This window comes from Streptomyces sp. SLBN-31 (genome assembly GCF_006715395.1).
In the GTDB taxonomy this organism is placed as follows: domain Bacteria; phylum Actinomycetota; class Actinomycetes; order Streptomycetales; family Streptomycetaceae; genus Streptomyces.
The window spans coordinates 2,757,587-2,776,509 of sequence record NZ_VFNC01000001.1 but is presented as its reverse complement, the minus strand read 5'-3'; the positions used below and the strand labels follow the sequence as shown (position 1 = coordinate 2,776,509).

The following is an 18,923-nucleotide window of genomic DNA, read 5'->3' as shown; positions in this document are numbered from 1 at the left end:
GAGACCGCCGTTCCGGGGCCTGCTTAGGATCAACCGGTCGCCCTGCTCGTACGACCCCCAGGAGGCCCCGCGTGCCCGAAGCCGCGGTCGGCGCCGGAACCGGAACCGGTGACGTGCCCGCCCCTGTCCCGCCCGCGCGGCGGCGCACCGCGCTGCTCACCGGCGGCGTGCTGGCGATCGCGGCGGCCACGGTCGCCGGTGTGCTGGTGGCCCGCGGCTCCGGCGGCCGACCCGAGGCGGCGACGGGCGACGGGCTGCGGCACACCGCGGTGGAGGTCACGCCGGCCGGCTGCGGGCGCGGCTGGAGCCACCCGGTGGGCGGACGTCAGGTCTTCGACCTGCGCAACACCTCCAGCACGGCGGCCGAGGTCGATCTGACCGACCCGAGGACGGGCGCGGTCTACGGCGAGGTGGAGGGGCTGGCCCCGGGCACTGTTCGCCCGTTGCGGGTGACGCTCGGCAACGGCACGTACGCCTTCAAGTGCCTGCCCGACGACGCGGACGCCGTCACCGGCCCCACCGTCCGCGTCACCGGGGCGACGGTGAAGAGCGGCCCGGCCGCGGTGCCGGTCACCCAGCAGGACCTCATTCCGCCGACCCTCGCCTACCAGAAGTGGATCCAGGCCCGCACTGTCGAACTGGAGCGGAAGACCGCCGCGCTGCGCGACGCCGTCGACCGCGGCGACCTCGCGGCGGCGCGCGCGGCTTGGCTGCCCGCGCACCTGGTGTACGAGCGGATGGGCGCCGCCTACGGCACCTTCGGTGACGCCGACGGACAGATCAACGGCACCACCGCCGGGCTGTCCGGGGGCGTCCACGACAAGGACTTCACCGGCTTCCACCGGGTCGAGTACGGCCTGTGGCACGGGGAGTCGGCGCGCGCTCTGCGCGGCCCCGCCGACCGTCTCGCCAAGGACGTCCACGCGCTGCGCGCCGGCTGGCCGGACCAGCGGATGGACCCGGCGGACGTCGGGCTGCGCGCGCACGAGATCCTGGAGAACACCGTGCAGTTCGAACTGACCGGCCGCACCGACTACGGCAGCGGCACCAACCTGGCAACGGCCCGCGCCAACCTGGACGGCACCCGGGTGCTCCTCGGCTGCCTGCGCCCCCTGCTCAGGACCCGCGACACCGGCCTGCCCGGCCTCGACTCCTGGCTGGACCGTACCCAGCGGCTGCTGGACTCCCTCCGGCACGGCGGGAGTTGGACGCCTCTGGCCCGGCTGACCCGCGCCCGGCGGGAGACGGTCGACGCCGATCTGGGCGAGCTGGTGGAGCGGCTCGCCGACGTGGCCGCCCTGACCGACGTACGGAGGACCGCGTGAAGCCCGTCAGCAAGGTCGGCCGCCGGGGTTTCCTGACGGGCGCGGCGGCGGTGGCCGGCGCCGGACTCGTGGCCGCCGACCACGGCGCCGCCTCGGCCACGCCGGCCCAGGAGAGCGGGCGGATCCCCTTCCACGGCCGCCATCAGGCCGGCATCCTCACACCGGCACAGCGCGCCACGGCGTTCGTCTCCTTCGACGCGACGGCGCGAGACCGCGCCGAACTGCGCGACGCGCTGCGCACGCTCACCGAGCGGGTCCGCTTCCTGACGGCCGGCGGCAGCCCGGACGAGCCCGGCATCACCGGCCCGCCCGCCGACTCCGGCACCCTCGGCCCGGACGTGCCCGCGGACCGGCTGACCGTCACCGTCGGCGTCGGCGCCTCCCTCTTCGACGACCGCTACGGGCTGACGGCCCGCAGGCCGCGGCGGCTGACGGCCATGCCGTCGTTCCCCGACGACGACCTCGACGCCGACTGGTGCCACGGCGACCTCAGCGTGCAGTTCTGCGCGGACGGCGCCGACACCGTCCTGCACGCGCTGCGCGATGTCGCCCGGCACACCAGGGGCGCTCTGCAGGTGCGTTGGCGCATGGACGGTTTCGTCAGCCCGCCGCGCCCCTCCGGGACCCCGCGCAACCACTTCGGTTTCAAGGACGGCATCGCCAACCCGGACGTCACCGACGCGCGGGAGACGGACCGGCTGGTGTGGGTGGGCGCCGGCTCCGGCGAGCCGGACTGGGCGACGGGCGGCAGCTACCAGGTCGTACGGCTGATCCGGATGCTGGTGGAGTTCTGGGACCGGGTCTCGCTCGCCGAGCAGGAGCGGATGTTCGGGCGGGCCCGCGACAGCGGCGCCCCGCTGGACGGGCGGCACGAGAAGGACATCCCGCAGTACGCGCAGGACCCCAAGGGCGACGTCATCCCGCTGGACAGCCACATCCGCCTGGCCAACCCCCGTACCGCGGGCAGTGCCGAGCAGCGCGTCCTGCGCCGCGGTTACAACTACGACCGGGGCGTGGACGTCAACGGCAACCTCGACATGGGCCTGCTGTTCTGCTGCTACCAGCAGGATCTGGTCCGGCAGTTCGAGACCGTGCAGAGGCGGCTGGCCGGTGAACCGCTCGTCGACTACGTCTCCCCGTTCGGCGGCGGCTACTTCTTCGCCCTGCCCGGCGTCCGGGACGGCTCCGACTGGTACGGGCGCTCCCTGCTGGCCTGATCGCACCGCCCCAGGTCAAAGGAACCTCAAGAGACCATGAGGATTTCCTGACCGAACATTCGCGCTCATGACATTGCCGCTCACCCGACCCGCCGCAACGATTGCCAAGGATCCGACCGTGGTTGCCACGACCATCGATGTCCTGGCGGGGCAACGCAGTGCTCTCGGAAGCATGTCCTCTGAAGCAGTGTCATCGGAAGGCGAGACAGCATGATCGGTACAGGAAGAACGACAGGCGCGCGGCGCGGCCTGAGCCGTGCGGGAGCTCTGCTGGGCGCGGCGGCACTGGCGGCGGCGGGCGGCACCGTCCCGGCCGCGGCGGCCTCGGCGGGCGGCCACGGCACCCACACCGCGACACCGATCAAGCACCTGGTGGTGATCTACGACGAGAACATCTCGTTCGACCACTACTTCGCCACCTACCCGAAGGCGGCCAACACCGACGGCACCACGTTCAGGGCCGCCGCGCACACGCCGAAGGTCGACAACCTGCTCAACGCCGGGCTGCTGAAGAACAACCCGAACCTCTACGCACCCAAGCGGCTGGCCAGTTCGCAGGCCATGACCTGCGACCAGAACCATTCCTACGGCCCCGAGCAGTACGCGGCCGACGACGGCAAGGCCGACAAGTACGTCGAGAACACCGAGGTCAGCAAGTGCAGCGGCGGCCTGTTCGGCGAGCCCGGCCTGGTGATGGACTACTACGACGGCAACACCGTCACAGGTCTGTGGAACTACGCCCAGCACTACGCCCTCAACGACCGCTCGTTCAGCTCGGTCTACGGCCCCTCCACACCCGGCGCGCTCAACCTGGTCTCCGGCCAGACGCACGGCGTGATCTCCGTCGACCCGGCCTCCGGCACGGAGAACCCGAAGCAGACGGCGATCCCGGACCCGTACACGGTGGTCTCCCCGGACGCCAAGGGCGTCGGCACGCTGATCAACGACCCCGACCCGGCCTTCGACGACTGCTCGGGCAAGAACCACACCAGCACCAACGCGCTCGCCGTGATGCAGGGCCGGAACATCGGTGACCTGCTCAACGCCAAGCACGTCAGCTGGGGTTGGTTCCAGGGCGGTTTCCGGCCGAGCACCGCGTGGAACGGCAAGAGCGGCGACTACGCGAAGTGCGACACCACGCACACCAACGTCGGCGGCGCCTCGGTCGTCGACTACAGCCCCCACCACTCGCCGTTCGAGTACTACAGGTCGACGTCCAACCCACACCACCTCGCGCCGAAGAACGTCGCCGAGATCGGGCACGACGGCCGCGCGAACCACAACTACGACCTGGCCGACTTCGACGCCGCCCTCAAGGCCGGCAACCTGCCCGCCGTCAGCTTCCTGAAGGCCGCCGAGTACCAGGACGGGCACGCCGGTTACTCCGACCCGACCGACGAGCAGCACTTCCTGATCGACGAGATCAACGCGCTGCAGAAGTCGCCGCAGTGGAGGTCGACCGCGGTCGTGGTCGCCTACGACGACTCCGACGGCTGGTACGACCACGTCACCTCCAAGGTCCTCAACGGCTCCAAGGACTCCACGACCGGCTCCAACGGCAAGGCGCTGGACAGCCCGATGTGCCAGTCGGGGCCTGCCGCCGCGGGCGGCTACGCGGACCGCTGCGGGCCGGGCACCCGGCAGCCGCTGCTGGTCATCTCCCCCTACAGCAAGGTCAACTCGGTCGACCACACGGCCACCGAGCAGACGTCGATCACCAAGTTCATCGAGAACAACTGGCGCACCGGCCGCATCGGTGACGCCTCCTTCGACCGGCGCGCGGGCAGCCTGAGCGGCATGTTCGACTTCCGGCACCCCAACGGCAAGCAGGTGCTGCTGAACGCGGACGGCTCGGTGAAGTCCGTGAAGCCGATCCCGCACCACTACGCCCGCACGGCCTCGTCCGCGTCCACGCACGCGCCCTACCCGGCGTACGTGCAGGACCTCAAGGCCCAGAACCTGGCCGAAGCGAGCTCCACCTCGCCGGCCCTGCCGATCGCCCTGACCGCCGGCGTCGTCACCGCCGGCACGATCGCGACGGGCTTCGCGCTGCGCCGCCGTAGGAGCAACGCCTCCGCCGCCGGGTAACTCCTCGGCACTGACGAACACCTGAGGGCCCCGGCCGGGCGAAGGCCGGGGCCCTCCGCGCCGCACGGAGCCGACGTGACGCGAACGTTCAGTAATGGGAGGGTAAAGGCGGCAGGTTGGGGTAGGTGGGCCGAACGATCACCGCGCTTCACCGCCGAAGGGAACCAGACATGGGCGCACCACGCCTGAGCAGCACGCCTCTCCCGGGGATCGGCGTCCGCTACGACATGCCGGCAGCCCCTGTCGGTGGTGGCGCATCGCGACGGCGACCGGACGTTCAGCGTCTACCGCAGGGACGACCCCGACGCCTGCGCCCTGTCCGTAAGGCTCACCGCCGGCGAGGCGGCCGCCCTCGTCGGCGCGCTGCTGCCCGACCACCACACGCCGAACCTGCTGTCGACCACGGACCTGGGCCTGGTGGCGGAGCGGATCGAGCTGTCGGCCACCTCGTACTGGAACGGGCGGGTCCTCGGCGAGACCCGGATGCGCACCGAAACCGGCGTCTCGGTGGTGGCCGTACTGCGCAGGGCGGAGGCGATCCCCTCCCCCACGCCGGACTTCCGGCTGGCGGGCGGTGACACGCTGATCGTGATCGGCACACGCGAGGGCGTGGACGCGGCGGCGACGATACTCGGACGGGAGTGAGGCGTGCACTCCTCCGCCACGTTCCTGACCGAGTTCAGTTCCATCATCCTCGCCCTGGGCCTGCTCGGGCGCCTGGCCGGGCGGCTGCGGTTCTCCCCGATACCGCTCTACCTGCTGGCCGGGCTCGCCTTCGGCGAGGGCGGGCTGCTTCCGCTGGGCGCCAGTGAGGACTTCGTCGCCATCGGCGCGGAGATCGGCGTGATCCTGCTGCTGCTCATGCTCGGCCTGGAGTACACCGCCAGCGACCTGGTCTCCAACCTCAAGACCCACTACCCGGCCGGTCTGATGGACGCCGCGCTCAACGCCCTGCCGGGTGCCGCGGCGGCCCTGCTGCTGGGCTGGGGGCCGGTCGCCGCCGTCGTCCTCGCCGGGGTCACCTGGATCTCCTCGTCCGGCGTGATCGCGAAGGTCCTCGGCGACCTGGGCCGGCTCGGCAACCGGGAGACCCCGGTGATCCTGAGCATCCTGGCCCTGGAGGACCTCTCCATGACCGTCTACCTGCCGATCGTCACGGCCCTGCTGGCGGGGGCGGGTCTGGCCGCGGGCAGCCTCACGCTGGCCGTCGCGCTCGGTGTGGCCGCCCTCGTACTGGTGCTCGCGGTGCGCTACGGCCGCCACGTCTCCCGTTTCGTCTCCAGCGACGACCCCGAGAAGCTGCTGCTGGTCGTCCTCGTGCTGACGCTGGTGGTGGCCGGGCTGGCCCAGCAGTTGCAGGTGTCGGCCGCCGTCGGCGCGTTCCTGGTGGGCATCGCCCTGTCCGGCGAGGTCGCCGAGGGCGCGCACGGGCTGCTGGCCCCGCTGCGGGACCTGTTCGCCGCCGTCTTCTTCGTCTTCTTCGGCCTGCACACCGACCCGGCGAGCATCCCGCCGGCCCTGCTGCCCGCCCTCGCCCTCGCGGTCGTCACCACCCTGACCAAGATCGGCACCGGCTACTGGGCAGCCCACCGCGCCCGTGTGTCGGTCAGGGGCCGCTGGCGGGCCGGCGGCACGCTCGTGGCCCGGGGCGAGTTCTCCATCGTCATCGCCGGACTCGCCGTCACCGCGGGCATCGAGCCCTCACTCGGCCCTCTGGCCACGGCCTACGTCCTGCTCCTGGTCGTCGTCGGCCCGCTGACCGCCCGCTTCACGGAGCCCGTCGCCACCCGGCTGGCCGCCCGGCTCCGCACCCCCGCCGCGTCGCCGGCGGCCGGGACCGCCGAGCGGGAGAGGACGGCCGATCAGGACACCGTCGCCCGCCCGTGACCGCCCCGCGCCGCCGTCCCTGGGAAGGGATGTTCAGGAGGTGTCCGCGACGGTCACGCTGACCGGTGTGCCGAGCTCTACGGTGCGGCTGACCGTACAGAGCCGGTCGTGGGAGGTCTTGACCGCCCGGGGCAGGATCGTCCGGGCCCGGTCCGCGGAGGCCCCTTCGGGGAAGGTGACGGCGAAGGAGACCGAGAGGTCGGTCATCCGGTTGCCGGACTCGTCGCTGATCTTGTGGCCGGTCACGGTGACGGTGAATCCGGTGGGCTCGGCGTGCCGGGTGGTGGCCACGTCCACGTCGGCCGCCGTGCACCCGCCGATCGCGGCGAGCAACAACTCGACCGGGGTGAACTCGGTGCCGCCCGGCTCACCGCCGGTACCGAAGTCGATCGTGCCGCCGCGGGCGTTGACGGCGGTGAAGTGGCCGGTGGCGGTGCGCCGGACGGTGACCGAGCGCAGGGTGTCGTCTGTCATGCCACGACAGTAATGCGGCCCACGGCGGGGGGCCTGCTACCGGTACCGGGGCGGCGGGAGTCGGGCGGTTGCCGCCGCTCGACAGGGCGTCCCGGCGGCCGGCAGGGCGTCCAGCACGGCGGTTCGGCCCTCCCAGGCCGCAGACGCAGACCGTCTCGCCCAGGGGGCCGGCCAGAGATCCGAGGGAAATCCGACATGCGCTTATGCGCTCAGGCGGTGGCCGCCCCGAACCACCTCTCCAGGGCGGCCGGCAGGCCCTTCTGGTCCTCACCCACCCACGCCACGTGCCCGTCGGGACGCAGCAGCACGGCGGGGACGTCGTCCAGTTCCGGGGCGGCATCGACGACGTGGTCGACCCGGTCCGCCCAGCCCGCCACGCAAAGCGTTCCCATCCGGTCGAGCAGCAGCCCGCGGCCGGTGTGCATCAGTTCATACAGGCGCCCCCGCTCCAGCCGCACGTCCCGCAGCCGCCTGCCGAGCAGTTCGTGCCCCTCACCGAAGTCGTAGCGGATGCCGGTCGCGATGATCTTCTCGATCAGGTACCGGTTGACCTCCTCGAAGTCCATCAGTTCCGCCAGCAGCCGTCGCACCGCCTGCGGCCCAGGATCGAGGGACATCAGCTCCATCTGCGCGCGTGCGTTGTCCAGTACGGCGGCGGCCACCGGGCGCCGCTCGGTCTGATAGCTGTCCAGCAGTCCCTCCTGTGCCCGCCCCGCCACCTCCGCGGCCAGCTTCCAGCCGAGGTTGAAGGCGTCCTGGAGACCGGCGTTGAGCCCCTGGCCGCCCATCGGCGGGTGGACGTGCGCCGCGTCGCCGGCGAGCAGCACCCGGCCCACGCGGTACCGGTCGGCCAGGCGCGTGCCGTCGCCGAAACGGGAGAGCCGGCGCGGCGAGTGCGCACCGAAGTCGGTTCCGGCGGTCGCCTTCAGCTGCCGCCTGACCTCGTCCAGGGTCGGCGGAACCGAGCGGTCCTCGGCGACCTTCTCCGCGGGCACGACGACCCGGTACACCCCCTCGCCGAGCGGCATGGCGCCGAACCTCAGCTGGGTCCGGCGTACCCGCGCGACCACGACGGCCAGTTCCTCCGCAGGGGTGGTCAGCTCGACCTCGCCCAGCAGCGTGTCCACCCTGCTGGGTTCGCCGGGGAAGCCGACGCCCAGCAGTTTGCGAACCGCGCTGCGGCCGCCGTCGCAGCCCACCAGGTAGCGCGAGCGCAGCCGCGTGCCGTCGGCCAGTTCGGCGGTCACCCCGTCGCCGTCCTGGCTCAGCCCGACCAGTTCCCTGCCGCGGCGGATGTCGGCGCCGGCCTCGACGGCGTGCTCGGCCAGCAGCCGCTCGGTGACGGTCTGCGGAATGCCGAGGACGTACGGGTGGGTGGTGTCCAGCCGCTGCGGCGACGGCTTGGCGATGCCGGCGAAGAAGCCGCCGAGCGGGTGCCGCCGGCCGAGCGCGAGGAAGCGGTCCGCCAGCCCGCGCTGGTCCAGCACCTCGATGCTGCGCGCGTGCAGGCCGAGCGCCCGGACGACCTCGGTCGGCTCCCGTTCCTTCTCCAGCACCACCACGCGCACACCGTGCAACCGCAGTTCGGCGGCGAGCATCAGCCCCGTCGGTCCGCCGCCGGCAATGACCGCGTCGATCATCACGATCCCCCGTTTCCGCAGGTCCTGGCCTCGGCCGACGATTGTGCGCCAGCACGGGGACCTTGCCGCAAGCCCCCCTGTGCGCTATAGGTTGAAAGTGGCGAGGAGCCGACGACGACCTTCCGTCCGCGCGCTCGTCACAATCTCCCGGCGGTGCTCGTCAGCCAGGTGTCCCTACCGATCGAGGAAAGGCCGACACCGTGCTGACCGACATCATGTACGTCACGATCTACGTCACCGACCAGGACCGCGCGCTGGCGTTCTACACGGAAGGCCTGGGTCTGCAGAAGCGCGTCGACCACCGCGCTCCCGAGGGACGCTTCCTCACCGTGGGCACCCCGGGGAGCGCTGTCGAGATCGTCCTGTGGCCGCACGCGGCGTCCTCCGGGCAGCCCGTGAGGGAGGGGGCGGGCATCGCGCCGGGCCCGGTCTTCCTCGAGTCGGACGATCTGCGCAAGGACTTCGAGCTGTTCCGCGAGCGAGGGGTGACCTTCGACCAACCCGAGCCCGTGGACTATCCGTTCGGCATCCGGATCGAGGCGGTGGACCCGGACGGCAACCGGATCTCGCTCCGCCGGCGCGTGCGCCGGAGCGGCGACGCCTGAGCGGCCGTGCGGCAGTCGTCGTCCACCGCGCAATCGCTGCTCAGTCGTCCTTGCGCACCGCCGCGTCGAGGAGCGGGCCGAGTTCGCGGGTGACGGTCGTCAGGGCCCGGACGTCCCGTTCGGCGCGGGCGATGAGGATGGCCCCCTCCAGGGCGCTGATCATGAGGGTGGCGAGCGCGCCGCCGCGTTCCGCGGGGACGCCCATGTCGGTGAGGGCCCGCGCCACGGGCGCGGTCCAGGTGGCGAACGCGGCGGCCACGGCCTCCCGGGTGGAGGGCACCGACTCCGCCCAGTCCACCGTGGCCGCCGCGACCGGGCAGCCCGCCGCGAACCCGGAGCACTCGTACTCGTCGGTCCACTGCCGCACCATCTCGGCGAACAGCCCGCTGGGCGTCGGCTCGTCCAGGGCGGCGAGGAAACGGGCCACGCGCCTGCCCGCGTAGCGGCCGGCCCAGCCCACCGCCTCGTTGACCAACTGCTCCTTGCCGCCCGGGAAGTAGTGCTGCAGCGACCCACGCGGCGCCTCGGCGTGGGCGGCGACCTCCCGCATGCCGGTGGCGGCGACCCCGTCGCGCCGGATGAGCTGCGCCGCGCTGAAGACCATCCGCTCCCGCGGCCCCCGTTCGGACATCTCCGGCCTCCTCGCGTATGCGTCTCGCCACCCATCCTATGACCGCCGTCATACGGCTCCGCTACTATGACAGCGGTCATAGAGCTATGACCGCTGTCATGGACCGTCGGGTGGTGGTGCGTCGTGTACGTCGGTTTCGTCGGCCTCGGGGTGATGGGGCAGCCGATGGCCCTCAACCTCGCCCGCGCCGGGACACCTCTCGTCGTCTGGAACCGCACCCTGACCAGGTGCGAGCCCCTGCGGGCGGCCGGGGCCGAGGTGGCGGCCGGTCCCGCCGAGGTCTTCGAGCGGGCCGGGACGGTGATCCTCATGCTGGCCGACGACAGGGCCGTGGACACCGTCCTGGACCGTGGCGGCCCGGACTTCGCCACGCGCGTCGCCGGGCGCACGGTCGTCCACATGGGCACGACCTCGGCCGAGTACTCCGGCGGCCTGCGCGAGGACATCCGCCAGGCGGGCGGCCGCTACGTCGAGGCGCCGGTTTCCGGGTCGCGCGTGCCGGCGGAACGGGGCGAGCTGGTGGGGATGCTGGCGGGCGACGCGGACGCGGTGGACGACGTGAGACCGCTGCTCGCCCCGGTGTGCCGCGAGATGTTCGACTGCGGGGGCGTTCCCGGCGCCCTGCTCATGAAGTTCTCGGTCAACCTGTTCCTGATCACCATGGTCACCGGGCTGACCGAGGCGTTCCACTTCGCCGACCGGCACGGCCTCGACCGGCGGCTGCTCCGGGACGTCCTGGACGCGGGCCCCATGGCCAGCGCGGTCTCCCGGGTGAAGGGGGCCAAGCTGCTGGACCGTGACTTCACCGTCCAGGCGGGCGCCGCGGACGTGCTCAAGAACAACCGGTTGATCGCGGAGGCCGCGCGCAAGGCCGGTCTGGCCTCCCCGCTCCTCGACGTCTGCCACGCCCTGTTCGGCGAGACGGTCGAACAGGGCCACGGCGGGCAGGACATGGTGGCCGTACTGCGCGCGATCGAGGCGCGGAGCGGGACACGGTGAGTCCCCGGCGGCTCACGTCTCGGCGAGAGCCGCGAGGCCGGCTCGGTCGGCTCCGGCGCCGCGGCGCCCCAGGACGGGCTCGGCCAGCAGTCTCGCCGTCGCGCAGAGGGTCTGTCCGTGCCGGGCGAACAGCTCGTCGCGCGAGTCGAAGTGGCCGAGGTCGGCCAGGACATGGCCGGAGAGGTCGCAGCCGGCGCCCGAGGCCGGGCAGAGCGTCGTGCCGTCCCAGTCGATCGCCGTCCTGGACAGCGCGTCGAAGAGCGTCTCCGCGCCGGCGTTGCTGAAGCCGTCGGCACGCCTACCGCTCAACTCGTCCAGGCTACCGAAGAGTTCGGACGTCGACAGCCAGGGCCCGGCGGGTCCGCCGACCGGCGCCGGGACCGCGACCCGGAACTCCGGCCAGGCGAGCACGACCTGGTCCGGGACGAATCGGCGCAGCCGCGGAAAGCGCGGATACCAGAACCTGCCGTCCACCAGCAGGCCGCGCACCCGCGTGGGCACCCCGGACGCCCGCGCCACGGCCTCCAGCACGGCCAGCCGCTGGCTGCACGAGCCGCGGCCGCGGCGCAGCACCTCGGACACGGGCGGGTCCTCCCGCACCGAGTACACGGGCCGCACGGCCTCGGCGATGTGGCGGTGGGCCACGCGCAGGAACGCCGACCGGTCCTCAGCTCCCACGAGCCGAGCCGAACCGGCCTCCGCCTCGATCCGCCGGAGCAGGGCGACGACGCGGGGATGCCGCCGGTCGAGGATCCGCGTCGGGGCCGTACTCCCCATCGCCGCCCTCGTCCCCGTCGCCGCCGCTCCCGCGCCGCTCGCGCGGAGCCGGGCGCGCCTTCGTGGCGTGAGAAGTGAACTCGTCATGGCGCCGTCCTCTCGATGCGGCACTCGCGGGGCCGCCGACGGCATCATGACGGAAGAATTGAACATGTTCAACAATCTGGGACGGCGCGAGGGAACCAAGCCGCCGCCGAAAGGTCTGTCGGCACGCGGTTGCACCCCATTGGGCCTCGTGACAGAGCCGGTCAGCCCTGGTCGGCCGATCCGCCGACGCGTTGGATGGAAGTGTCTCAGGAGGCTGCCATGAACACTCAGGCCCCGAGCGCCCGCACCTTCCGACGCCACCGCGTAGCGGTCACCGCGGTGTTGACGCTCCCTCTGCTCACTGTCACCGCGTGCGGTACGACCAACGGCTCGGGTGTACCGGCCGCGGCCGACCGGACCACGAGCCCCTCGACCGGCACGGCCGGTTCGGGCGGCACCTCCGGCGCGCCCGCGCCCTCCGCGCCGTCGACCACCCCGGGCACGACGACCCGGGCACCCTCGACGAGCGGCGGCACGGGCACCGGGACCGGCGCCGCCGTGAAGCAGATCCGTACGGCGGTCTACTTCCTGCACGGCGAGCACGTCTCGCCCGCCCCGCGCACCGTCACCGCCCCGGCCACCGCCACCGGCGCCGTCCGCGCGCTGCTGGCCGGGCCCAGCGGCTACGAGAGGTCCAAGGGCCGTACGACGGCCATCCCGTCCGGCACCACGCTGCACTCGGTCGTGGTCCGCGACCATGTGGCGACCGTGGACCTCTCCGGACGGTACGACGACGGCGGCGGCAGCCTGTCCATGCGGGCCCGTCTCGCCCAGGTCGTGTTCACCGCGACCCGCTTCTCGTCCATCCACTCCGTTCGCTTCGAGCTCGACGGCAAACCGGTGAAGTACTTCGGCGGCGAGGGCATCGTCCTCAACGGGCCCGTCGGACGGGCCGACTTCGAGGACGTCACGCCGGCCGTCCTGATGGAGTCCCCGGTGATCGGCAACAGCGTGCACACGCCCCTGCGGGTCTGGGGCAGCGCCAACACCTTCGAGGCCGTCTTCCGCCTGAAGGTCACCGACGTCACCGGGCGCACGTGCGCCGACGTACGCGTCCAGGCGACTTCCGGCACCGGCACCCGGGGCACCTTCGACGTCACCTTCCCCTACAAGGCAGCCCGGTCCGGCCCGGGGCTGCTCACCGCCTACTACCTGTCCGCCAAGGACGGCAGGCCCGTCACCGTCGACACCGTTCCGCTGACCGTCAACCGCTGAGGAGGACCCGCGTACAGCTCCGAGCCCGGCGGCCGGTATCCCGTCCGGGCTCGGAGAACGCTCACACGAGGGGGGTGACTCGGAAGACCGGGAACCGGTCCGCGATCCGCGCGAACTCCCGCAGCGGAGCGTGCCGGTCGACCGGGACGTGGGCCCTGGCGCCCGGCGCCAGCCGCAGGTACGCCCGCAGGACGGGCGCCCGGTCGCCCACGTCCACCTCCTCCAGACGGACCTCCTCACGATGCCCGTGCCGCAGCGCCACCCGCCCGCCGGCGGCGCGGACGTTGCGCACCCAGTTCGCGCGCTCGCCGAGCATCGACACCAGATAGCGCTCGCCCTCGTGCTCGGCGACGACGACCGGGAACCTGATCAGCCGTCCGGTGCGCCGTCCGCGGACCTCCAGCGCCACCCAGTTGCGGGGGCCGAGACCGGCCGCGTACTGGGCGGCCCCGACGCGGTTGAGCACCCGGGCCGTACGGTGGGGGCGGCCGCCCCGGTACAGCCACCGGTCCAGTCGGTGCAGTCCTCCCACCGCGGCCATCACGCCACCTCCCTGCGTTCACGGGCGGGCTCCCGGCGTCCCGGGTCCCTCGGTCGTGCCAGGGTCCCGCCACCCCGGCGCCGGTCGCAGGGGTCCTTCGGTCCGGGTTCCGGGACGGTGGTCCCCTCCCGGGCGGGGGCCGGCACCGCGACCGTGGAGGAGCGACCGCCGATCGGTGATCCGGCGGTGCTCCGAGAGCGAGGAGGCGACATGAGCATCCGGCGTCACAACCACCATCGGCACCAGCCCGCGGAGACGGTAATGGACCCGGTGTGCGGCACACGGATCAGCAAGTACGGCGTCACCCCGCGCAGAGAGACAGCGAGCACCCTCGTCCACTTCTGCTCCGCCGAGTGCGCGTCCGCATTCGACGGTGATCCGGCCCGCTACCTCCGCGCCCGCGAGTAGCGGCCCCCGGCGGCCGGGCCCGCCCATCCGACCACCGTCACGAAGACAAGGGGAGGCATCTCATGCAGGCCGTACGAGCCGCGCTCGACACCGCCACCGTGGAATCGCTGCTGGCCGCCGCCGTGGCGGCCCCCTCGATCCACAACACCCAGCCGTGGCGCTTCCGCGTGGACCCCGACGGCAGGCTGGTGGAGGTGCACGCGGCACCCGGCCGCTCCCTCCCGCTGGCCGATCCGGTGCACCGCGCCCAGTACCTGTCGGTGGGTGCCGCGCTGTTCAACCTCCGTCTCGCGGCAGTCCGTTCGGGGTGGCGGCCGGAGGTGCGGCTGCTGCCGGAGCGGGGCCGGCCGGGGCTGCTGGCCACGGTACGGCTGACCGACTCCCTCACCGCAGGCGAGCGGCACTCCGACCCGGGCCTGTACGACGCCATCGCGCACCGGCACACCAGCCGGCTGCCGTTCACCGGGCGGCCGGTGCCCGATCCCGTCCTGGCGGAGATGGTGACGGCGGCGCAGGCCGCGGGCGCGCGGCTGCACGTGCCGGACATCGCCGGCACCCGCCGTCTGCTGCGCCTGACCGCCATGGCCGAGGCCCGCAACCAGGCCCGGCCGGAGTGCGCCGCGGAGACCCGCGCCTGGCTCAACGCACCGGAGGCGAGGACCCCTTACGGCATCCCGGTCACCGCCCTCGGCCCGCCGGACGCGGCCGGGCGGATGCCGATGCGGGACTTCACCGGCGACCTGCCGGGCCTGCGGCTGCCGGCCCTGTGGTTCGAACGGCATGTGCAGCTGGCGCTGTTGTGGACGGGCAACGACCGGCGTGACGACTGGCTGCGCGCGGGTCAGGCCCTGCAGTACGTCCTGCTCACGGCGACCGCCCGCGGCCTGCGCACCTCCCTGCTCCACCAGGCCATGGAATGGCCGGACCTGCGGGCGGCCATGGCCGTCCCCGGCCACAAGCGCTGCCACCCGCACCTGCTGCTGCGCCTCGGCTACGGCCCGGACGGCGTCCGCACCCCCCGGGCACCCGGACAGCGAACCACCGGCCCCACGACGCCAACCAGTACGGATGACGCCACGGCCTGACGGCTTCCGTCCTCCGGTGCCGCGCGCTCCCGCCCCCCTGGCCGATGCCTGGCTGGGCTGCCGGGTCAGCAGCCAGGGCGCCCGCTGCGCCACGGACAAGAGACGAGAACCGAGAAACGCGGGCCCCACGCCGGATCGCCCGACCGACGGGGCGACGCGGACAGCGGGGCGGCCGCCTCCGACTCCGGCGAGGCAGCGCCCTCCGTTTCCAGCGAGGATGCCGGCCTCGATGCCGGCGAGGCCACCGCCTTCGATCCCATGAGGGCACCGCGTTCGATCCCTCGCGAGGGCACCGCCATCGAGGCGCACGAGGGCGCCGTCAACGAGTCTTGGAGGGCACCGCCGAAGGGCCCCGCGAGGGCCCCGCGAGGGCCCCGCGAGGGCCCGCCGCCGAGCCCGGTGAGGGCGGCACCTTGCACCCCGCCGTGGGCGCCCCCACCGAGCCCGGGCGGGGGCGCCCACCGTCGCTCAGTGCAGGCCGCGCTCCAGGCGTTCCGCGACGAGCTTCACGAAGCGTGCGGGTTCCTTCGGCTGGCCGCCTTCCGCGAGGACGGCCAGGCCGTGCAACAGCTCGGCCGTCTCGACGAGTTCGGTGCGGTCCTCGCGCTCCTGGTAGGCCTGGTTCAGGCCCCGCACGAGCGCGTGTGAGGGGTTGAGTTCGAGGATCCGCTTGGTGGGCGGGACCTCCTGGCCCATGGCGCGGTACATGTTCTCCAGCGCCGGCGTCAGGTCGTGGGCGTCGGAGACGACGCAGGCCGGGGAGACGGTGAGCCGGGTCGACAGGCGGACGTCCTTCACGTCCTCGCCGAGCTGCTCCTTCATCCAGCCGAGCAGCCCGGCGTACTCCTCGACCTGCTTCTCCCGCTCGCCGTCGGCCTGTTCGTCGCCCTGGACGTCCAGAGTGATCTCGCCCTTGGCGACGGAGCGCAGCCGCTTGCCGTCGAACTCGCCGACCGCGTCGACCCACACCTCGTCGACGGGGTCGGTGAGCAGCAGGACCTCGACGCCCCGGGCGCGGAAGGCCTCCATGTGCGGGGAGTTCTCGATGGCCTGCCGGGACTCGCCGGTCATGTAGTAGATGTCGTCCTGGCCGTCCTTCATCCGCTCCACGTACTGCTGGAGCGTGGCCGGCTCGTCCTCGGAGTGTGTACTGGCGAAGGTCGCGACGGCGAGGATGGCGTCGCGGTTGTCGGGGTCGCCGAGCAGGCCCTCCTTCACGACGGCCCCGAACTCCCGCCAGAACGTGGCGTACTTGGCGGAGTCGGCCGCCTTCATCTCCTTGACCGCCGCCAGCACCTTCTTGGTCAGCCGGCGCTGGATCATCCGAATGTGCCGGTCCTGCTGGAGGATCTCGCGGGAGACGTTGAGCGAGAGGTCCTGTGCGTCGACGACGCCCTTGACGAAGCGGAGGTACGGCGGCAGCAGCGCCTCGCAGTCGTCCATGATCAGGACGCGCTTGACGTACAGCTGGAGGCCGCGCCGGAAGTCGCGGGTGAACAGGTCGTGCGGCGCGTGTTCGGGGAGGAACAGCAGGGCCTGGTACTCGAAGGTGCCCTCGGCCTGGAGCCGGATCGTGTCCAGGGGGTCGCGCCAGTCGTGGCTGACGTGCTTGTACAGCTCGTGGTACTCGTCGTCGGAGACCTCGTCGCGCGAGCGCGCCCACAGCGCCTTCATGGAGTTGAGCGTCTCGGGCTCGGGCGTGTCCTCGCCCTCGCCCTTCGCGCCGGGCACGAGCCGGATCGGCCAGGTGATGAAGTCGGAGTACCGCTTGACGATCTCCTTGATCGTCCACGTCGACGTGTAGTCGTGCAGCTGGTTCTCGGGGTCGGCCGGCTTGAGGTGGAGCGTGACGGCGGTGCCCTGCGGCGCGTCGTCGACGGTTTCCAGGGTGTACGTGCCCTCTCCGCGCGACGACCAGCGGGTGCCGCTGCTCTCACCGGCGCGCCGGGTCACCAGGGTCATCTCGTCGGCCACCATGAAGCCGGAGTAGAAGCCGACGCCGAACTGGCCGATGAGCCCCTCGGCGCCCGCCGCGTCCTGGGCCTCCTTGAGCTCCTTGAGGAATTCGGCGGTGCCGGAGTTGGCGATGGTCCCAATGAGCTTTCCGACCTCGTCGTACGACATTCCGATGCCGTTGTCCCGCACGGTGAGCGTACGGGCGTCCGGGTCGGCCTCGATCTCGATGTGCAGGTCGGAGGTGTCTGCGTCGAGGCCGTCGTGCCGCAGCGCGGCCAGCCGCAGCTTGTCCAGCGCGTCGGAGGCGTTGGAGACGAGCTCCCGCAGGAAGACGTCCTTGTTCGAGTAGACGGAGTGGATCATCAGCTGGAGCAGCTGACGGGCCTCCACTTGGAACTCAAACGTTTCGGTCGGCATGGTTCGCATGTCCTCGCAGGTCCCGAAGTTGCCAGGTCAGGTGAGAGCCACTGTAGGACACCGGGCCCAGGCCGCCGACGAATACCGGTGCGGGGCGGGAATTCACCCACGACACCTGGCGTGTCCGGCCTCCCCTCCGGTATGTCATGCCTCTGTCAACATCGGCATTGTCGTGCCGCAGTGAAGGGAAGACCCCGTGCGCCTGCGCCCCTTGCGCCTCCTGTGCTGCTCCACCGCCCTCGCCCTGTCCCTGCCCGCCCTGCTTCCGGGGGCGGCCTCGGCGGCGGTCCCGGCCTCCTCGGTCTATCTGCAGAACTACGTCACCGGCCGCAACGCGGCAGACAGCGGCGGCACCGTCGCCGCGCACAACCCCAAGGGCAACGAGGACCACCAGCAGTGGACCCCGCTCGCGGTCGACGGCGGCCACCAGCTGCGCAACACCGACGAGTCCGGCACCTGCCTCGGCCGCAACGGCACCACCGCCGTCACCGCGGCCTGCGGCGCGGACGGCACGACCTGGACGCTCACCGCCGACGCCGACGGCACCTACACCGTCTCCGCGCCCGGTACCTCGCTGTACCTCACCGGCTCCTCCTCCGACGCCGGCGCCGTACAGCTCGGCTCCGCGGGCGACCTGGCCCGCTGGTATCTGACCCCCGTCGCCTACGCCACCACGGCGATGCCCTCCGCCGACACCCGCACCCTGGACCAGGTCACCTTCCTGACCGCGCACAACGCCTTCGCCAACGGTGCCGACGGCGACTTCGCCTCCTGGCCGGTCAGCTGGTTCCCCAACCAGAACTACGGCATCAGCCGCCAACTCGCCGACGGCGTACGGGGGTTCATGCTCGACGACTACACCGTCTCCGGGCGGGCGGTGCTGTGCCACAACAGTTGCGACGGCGTCAGTAGCCCCGTCCCGCTCGCCACCGACCTGCAGCGCATCGTCGACTTCCTCAAGGCGCACCCCGGCCAGTTCGCCACCGTGTTCCTGGAGGACTACGCCTCCTCCGACGTGCTGAAATCGTCCCTCGCGTCCGTCAACGGCCTCTACGACGTCCTCTACCGGCCCGACCAGGAAGGCGCGGCCACCAAGGGCTGGCCGACGATGGCCGACCTCGCCGCGCGCGGAAAGCAGCTGCTGATCTTCAGCGACCGCACCCGGGCGAGTGACACCGCCAACGGCTGGAGCACCCGGGACACCTTCGGGGTGATGTACCAGCGCGAGTGGACCGTGGAGAACTACTGGTCCATGGGCGGCGGCCTCGGCAGCTCCGACTGGTCCTGCTACAGCCGCTGGGACACCAGGCCGCTGACCACGGACTCGTCCGCGTTCCACCCGCTGTTCGTGATGAACCACTTCCGTGACTACACCATCGCCGGGACCGCCTCGACCGACAACGGCAAGATCCTCAACCGGGCGCAGAACTTCTGCACACCGGCCGCCCGCAAGAAGCCCAACTACGTCGCCGTGGACCGCTACGACCTCGGCTCCCCCGGCCCGCTGTCCACCGTGGAGACCCTCAACACCTACATCCTCGCGCCGGGACAGTGAACCTGGCCGCTGCGGG

At 72.3% G+C, this 18,923-nt stretch carries 16 protein-coding genes and 1 pseudogene; 11 read left to right on the top strand and 6 right to left on the bottom strand.

Translation table 11 applies throughout. The features are described 5' to 3' along the window. The first annotated feature begins 71 nt into the window (after window positions 1-71). The 5 genes and pseudogenes from FBY22_RS12720 (at window position 72) to FBY22_RS12700 (ending at window position 6,517) form a co-directional block, all read left to right on the top strand. Complete coding sequence (locus FBY22_RS12720; protein WP_142145135.1) at window positions 72-1,325, top strand: EfeM/EfeO family lipoprotein; 1,254 nt, start codon at window positions 72-74, stop codon at window positions 1,323-1,325. Continuing rightward, window positions 1,322-2,542, top strand: a complete 1,221-nt coding sequence (gene efeB, locus FBY22_RS12715) for an iron uptake transporter deferrochelatase/peroxidase subunit (protein ID WP_142145133.1) — start codon at window positions 1,322-1,324, stop codon at window positions 2,540-2,542. Before FBY22_RS12720 ends, efeB begins: the two co-directional genes overlap by 4 nt. A gap of 210 nt (window positions 2,543-2,752) precedes the next feature. Further along, the gene (locus tag FBY22_RS12710) at window positions 2,753-4,630 is read left to right on the top strand and encodes a phospholipase C (protein WP_142145131.1); all 1,878 of its coding nucleotides are present in this window, start codon (window positions 2,753-2,755) and stop codon (window positions 4,628-4,630) included. Window positions 4,631-4,800: 170 nt separating this feature from the next. Continuing rightward, a pseudogene (locus tag FBY22_RS12705) lies at window positions 4,801-5,275 on the top strand (cation:proton antiporter regulatory subunit). A 3-nt stretch (window positions 5,276-5,278) separates the two neighbouring features. Continuing rightward, window positions 5,279-6,517, top strand: a complete 1,239-nt coding sequence (locus tag FBY22_RS12700; protein WP_142145129.1) for a cation:proton antiporter — start codon at window positions 5,279-5,281, stop codon at window positions 6,515-6,517. A gap of 33 nt (window positions 6,518-6,550) precedes the next feature. Here the strand turns inward: FBY22_RS12700 and FBY22_RS12695 are convergent, their stop codons facing one another. Both FBY22_RS12695 and rox read right to left on the bottom strand, forming a co-directional pair. Next, a complete protein-coding gene (locus FBY22_RS12695; protein WP_142145127.1) occupies window positions 6,551-6,991 on the bottom strand; it encodes an OsmC family protein in 441 nt (146 codons plus the stop codon). A 209-nt stretch (window positions 6,992-7,200) separates the two neighbouring features. Continuing rightward, window positions 7,201-8,631 carry a rifampin monooxygenase gene (gene rox, locus FBY22_RS12690; protein WP_142145125.1) on the bottom strand — a complete coding sequence of 477 codons (1,431 nt, stop codon included), beginning with the start codon at window positions 8,629-8,631 and terminating at the stop codon, window positions 7,201-7,203. 200 nt (window positions 8,632-8,831) lie between these two features. On the opposite strand from rox, the gene FBY22_RS12685 reads away from it, so the two are divergent. Next, on the top strand, window positions 8,832-9,236 hold the full coding sequence (locus FBY22_RS12685) for a VOC family protein (RefSeq protein WP_142145123.1): 405 nt from the start codon (window positions 8,832-8,834) through the stop codon (window positions 9,234-9,236). 40 nt (window positions 9,237-9,276) lie between these two features. On the opposite strand, the gene FBY22_RS12680 is transcribed toward FBY22_RS12685, so the two are convergent. Continuing rightward, window positions 9,277-9,867, bottom strand: coding sequence for a TetR/AcrR family transcriptional regulator (locus FBY22_RS12680; protein ID WP_174267131.1), 591 nt, complete (start codon window positions 9,865-9,867; stop codon window positions 9,277-9,279). A 123-nt stretch (window positions 9,868-9,990) separates the two neighbouring features. Here FBY22_RS12680 and FBY22_RS12675 point away from each other — a divergent pair, with 123 nt between their 5' ends. Next, window positions 9,991-10,866 (top strand): NAD(P)-dependent oxidoreductase, encoded by an 876-nt coding sequence (locus FBY22_RS12675; RefSeq protein ID WP_142145121.1) that lies wholly within the window; start codon window positions 9,991-9,993, stop codon window positions 10,864-10,866. A 12-nt stretch (window positions 10,867-10,878) separates the two neighbouring features. Here the strand turns inward: FBY22_RS12675 and FBY22_RS12670 are convergent, their stop codons facing one another. Next, a complete protein-coding gene (locus FBY22_RS12670; RefSeq protein WP_142145120.1) occupies window positions 10,879-11,730 on the bottom strand; it encodes a transglutaminase domain-containing protein in 852 nt (283 codons plus the stop codon). Window positions 11,731-11,949: 219 nt separating this feature from the next. Between FBY22_RS12670 and FBY22_RS12665 the strand changes: the two genes are divergently transcribed. After that, window positions 11,950-12,945: a GerMN domain-containing protein gene (locus tag FBY22_RS12665; RefSeq protein ID WP_142145118.1), complete on the top strand. Its 996-nt coding sequence runs from the start codon at window positions 11,950-11,952 to the stop codon at window positions 12,943-12,945. Window positions 12,946-13,006: 61 nt separating this feature from the next. Here FBY22_RS12665 and FBY22_RS12660 read toward each other — a convergent pair whose 3' ends face one another. Then, a complete protein-coding gene (locus FBY22_RS12660; protein ID WP_142145116.1) occupies window positions 13,007-13,486 on the bottom strand; it encodes a nitroreductase/quinone reductase family protein in 480 nt (159 codons plus the stop codon). 210 nt (window positions 13,487-13,696) lie between these two features. On the opposite strand from FBY22_RS12660, the gene FBY22_RS12655 reads away from it, so the two are divergent. Continuing rightward, the gene (locus FBY22_RS12655; RefSeq protein ID WP_142145114.1) at window positions 13,697-13,894 is read left to right on the top strand and encodes a YHS domain-containing protein; all 198 of its coding nucleotides are present in this window, start codon (window positions 13,697-13,699) and stop codon (window positions 13,892-13,894) included. Window positions 13,895-13,956: 62 nt separating this feature from the next. Then, window positions 13,957-14,979, top strand: coding sequence for an Acg family FMN-binding oxidoreductase (locus FBY22_RS12650; RefSeq protein WP_142145112.1), 1,023 nt, complete (start codon window positions 13,957-13,959; stop codon window positions 14,977-14,979). Window positions 14,980-15,447: 468 nt separating this feature from the next. Here the strand turns inward: FBY22_RS12650 and htpG are convergent, their stop codons facing one another. Continuing rightward, window positions 15,448-17,352: a molecular chaperone HtpG gene (gene htpG / locus FBY22_RS12645; RefSeq protein WP_142145110.1), complete on the bottom strand. Its 1,905-nt coding sequence runs from the start codon at window positions 17,350-17,352 to the stop codon at window positions 15,448-15,450. A 196-nt stretch (window positions 17,353-17,548) separates the two neighbouring features. On the opposite strand from htpG, the gene FBY22_RS12640 reads away from it, so the two are divergent. Then, the gene (locus tag FBY22_RS12640; protein ID WP_174267130.1) at window positions 17,549-18,907 is read left to right on the top strand and encodes an RICIN domain-containing protein; all 1,359 of its coding nucleotides are present in this window, start codon (window positions 17,549-17,551) and stop codon (window positions 18,905-18,907) included. The last annotated feature ends 16 nt before the right edge of the window (window positions 18,908-18,923 follow it).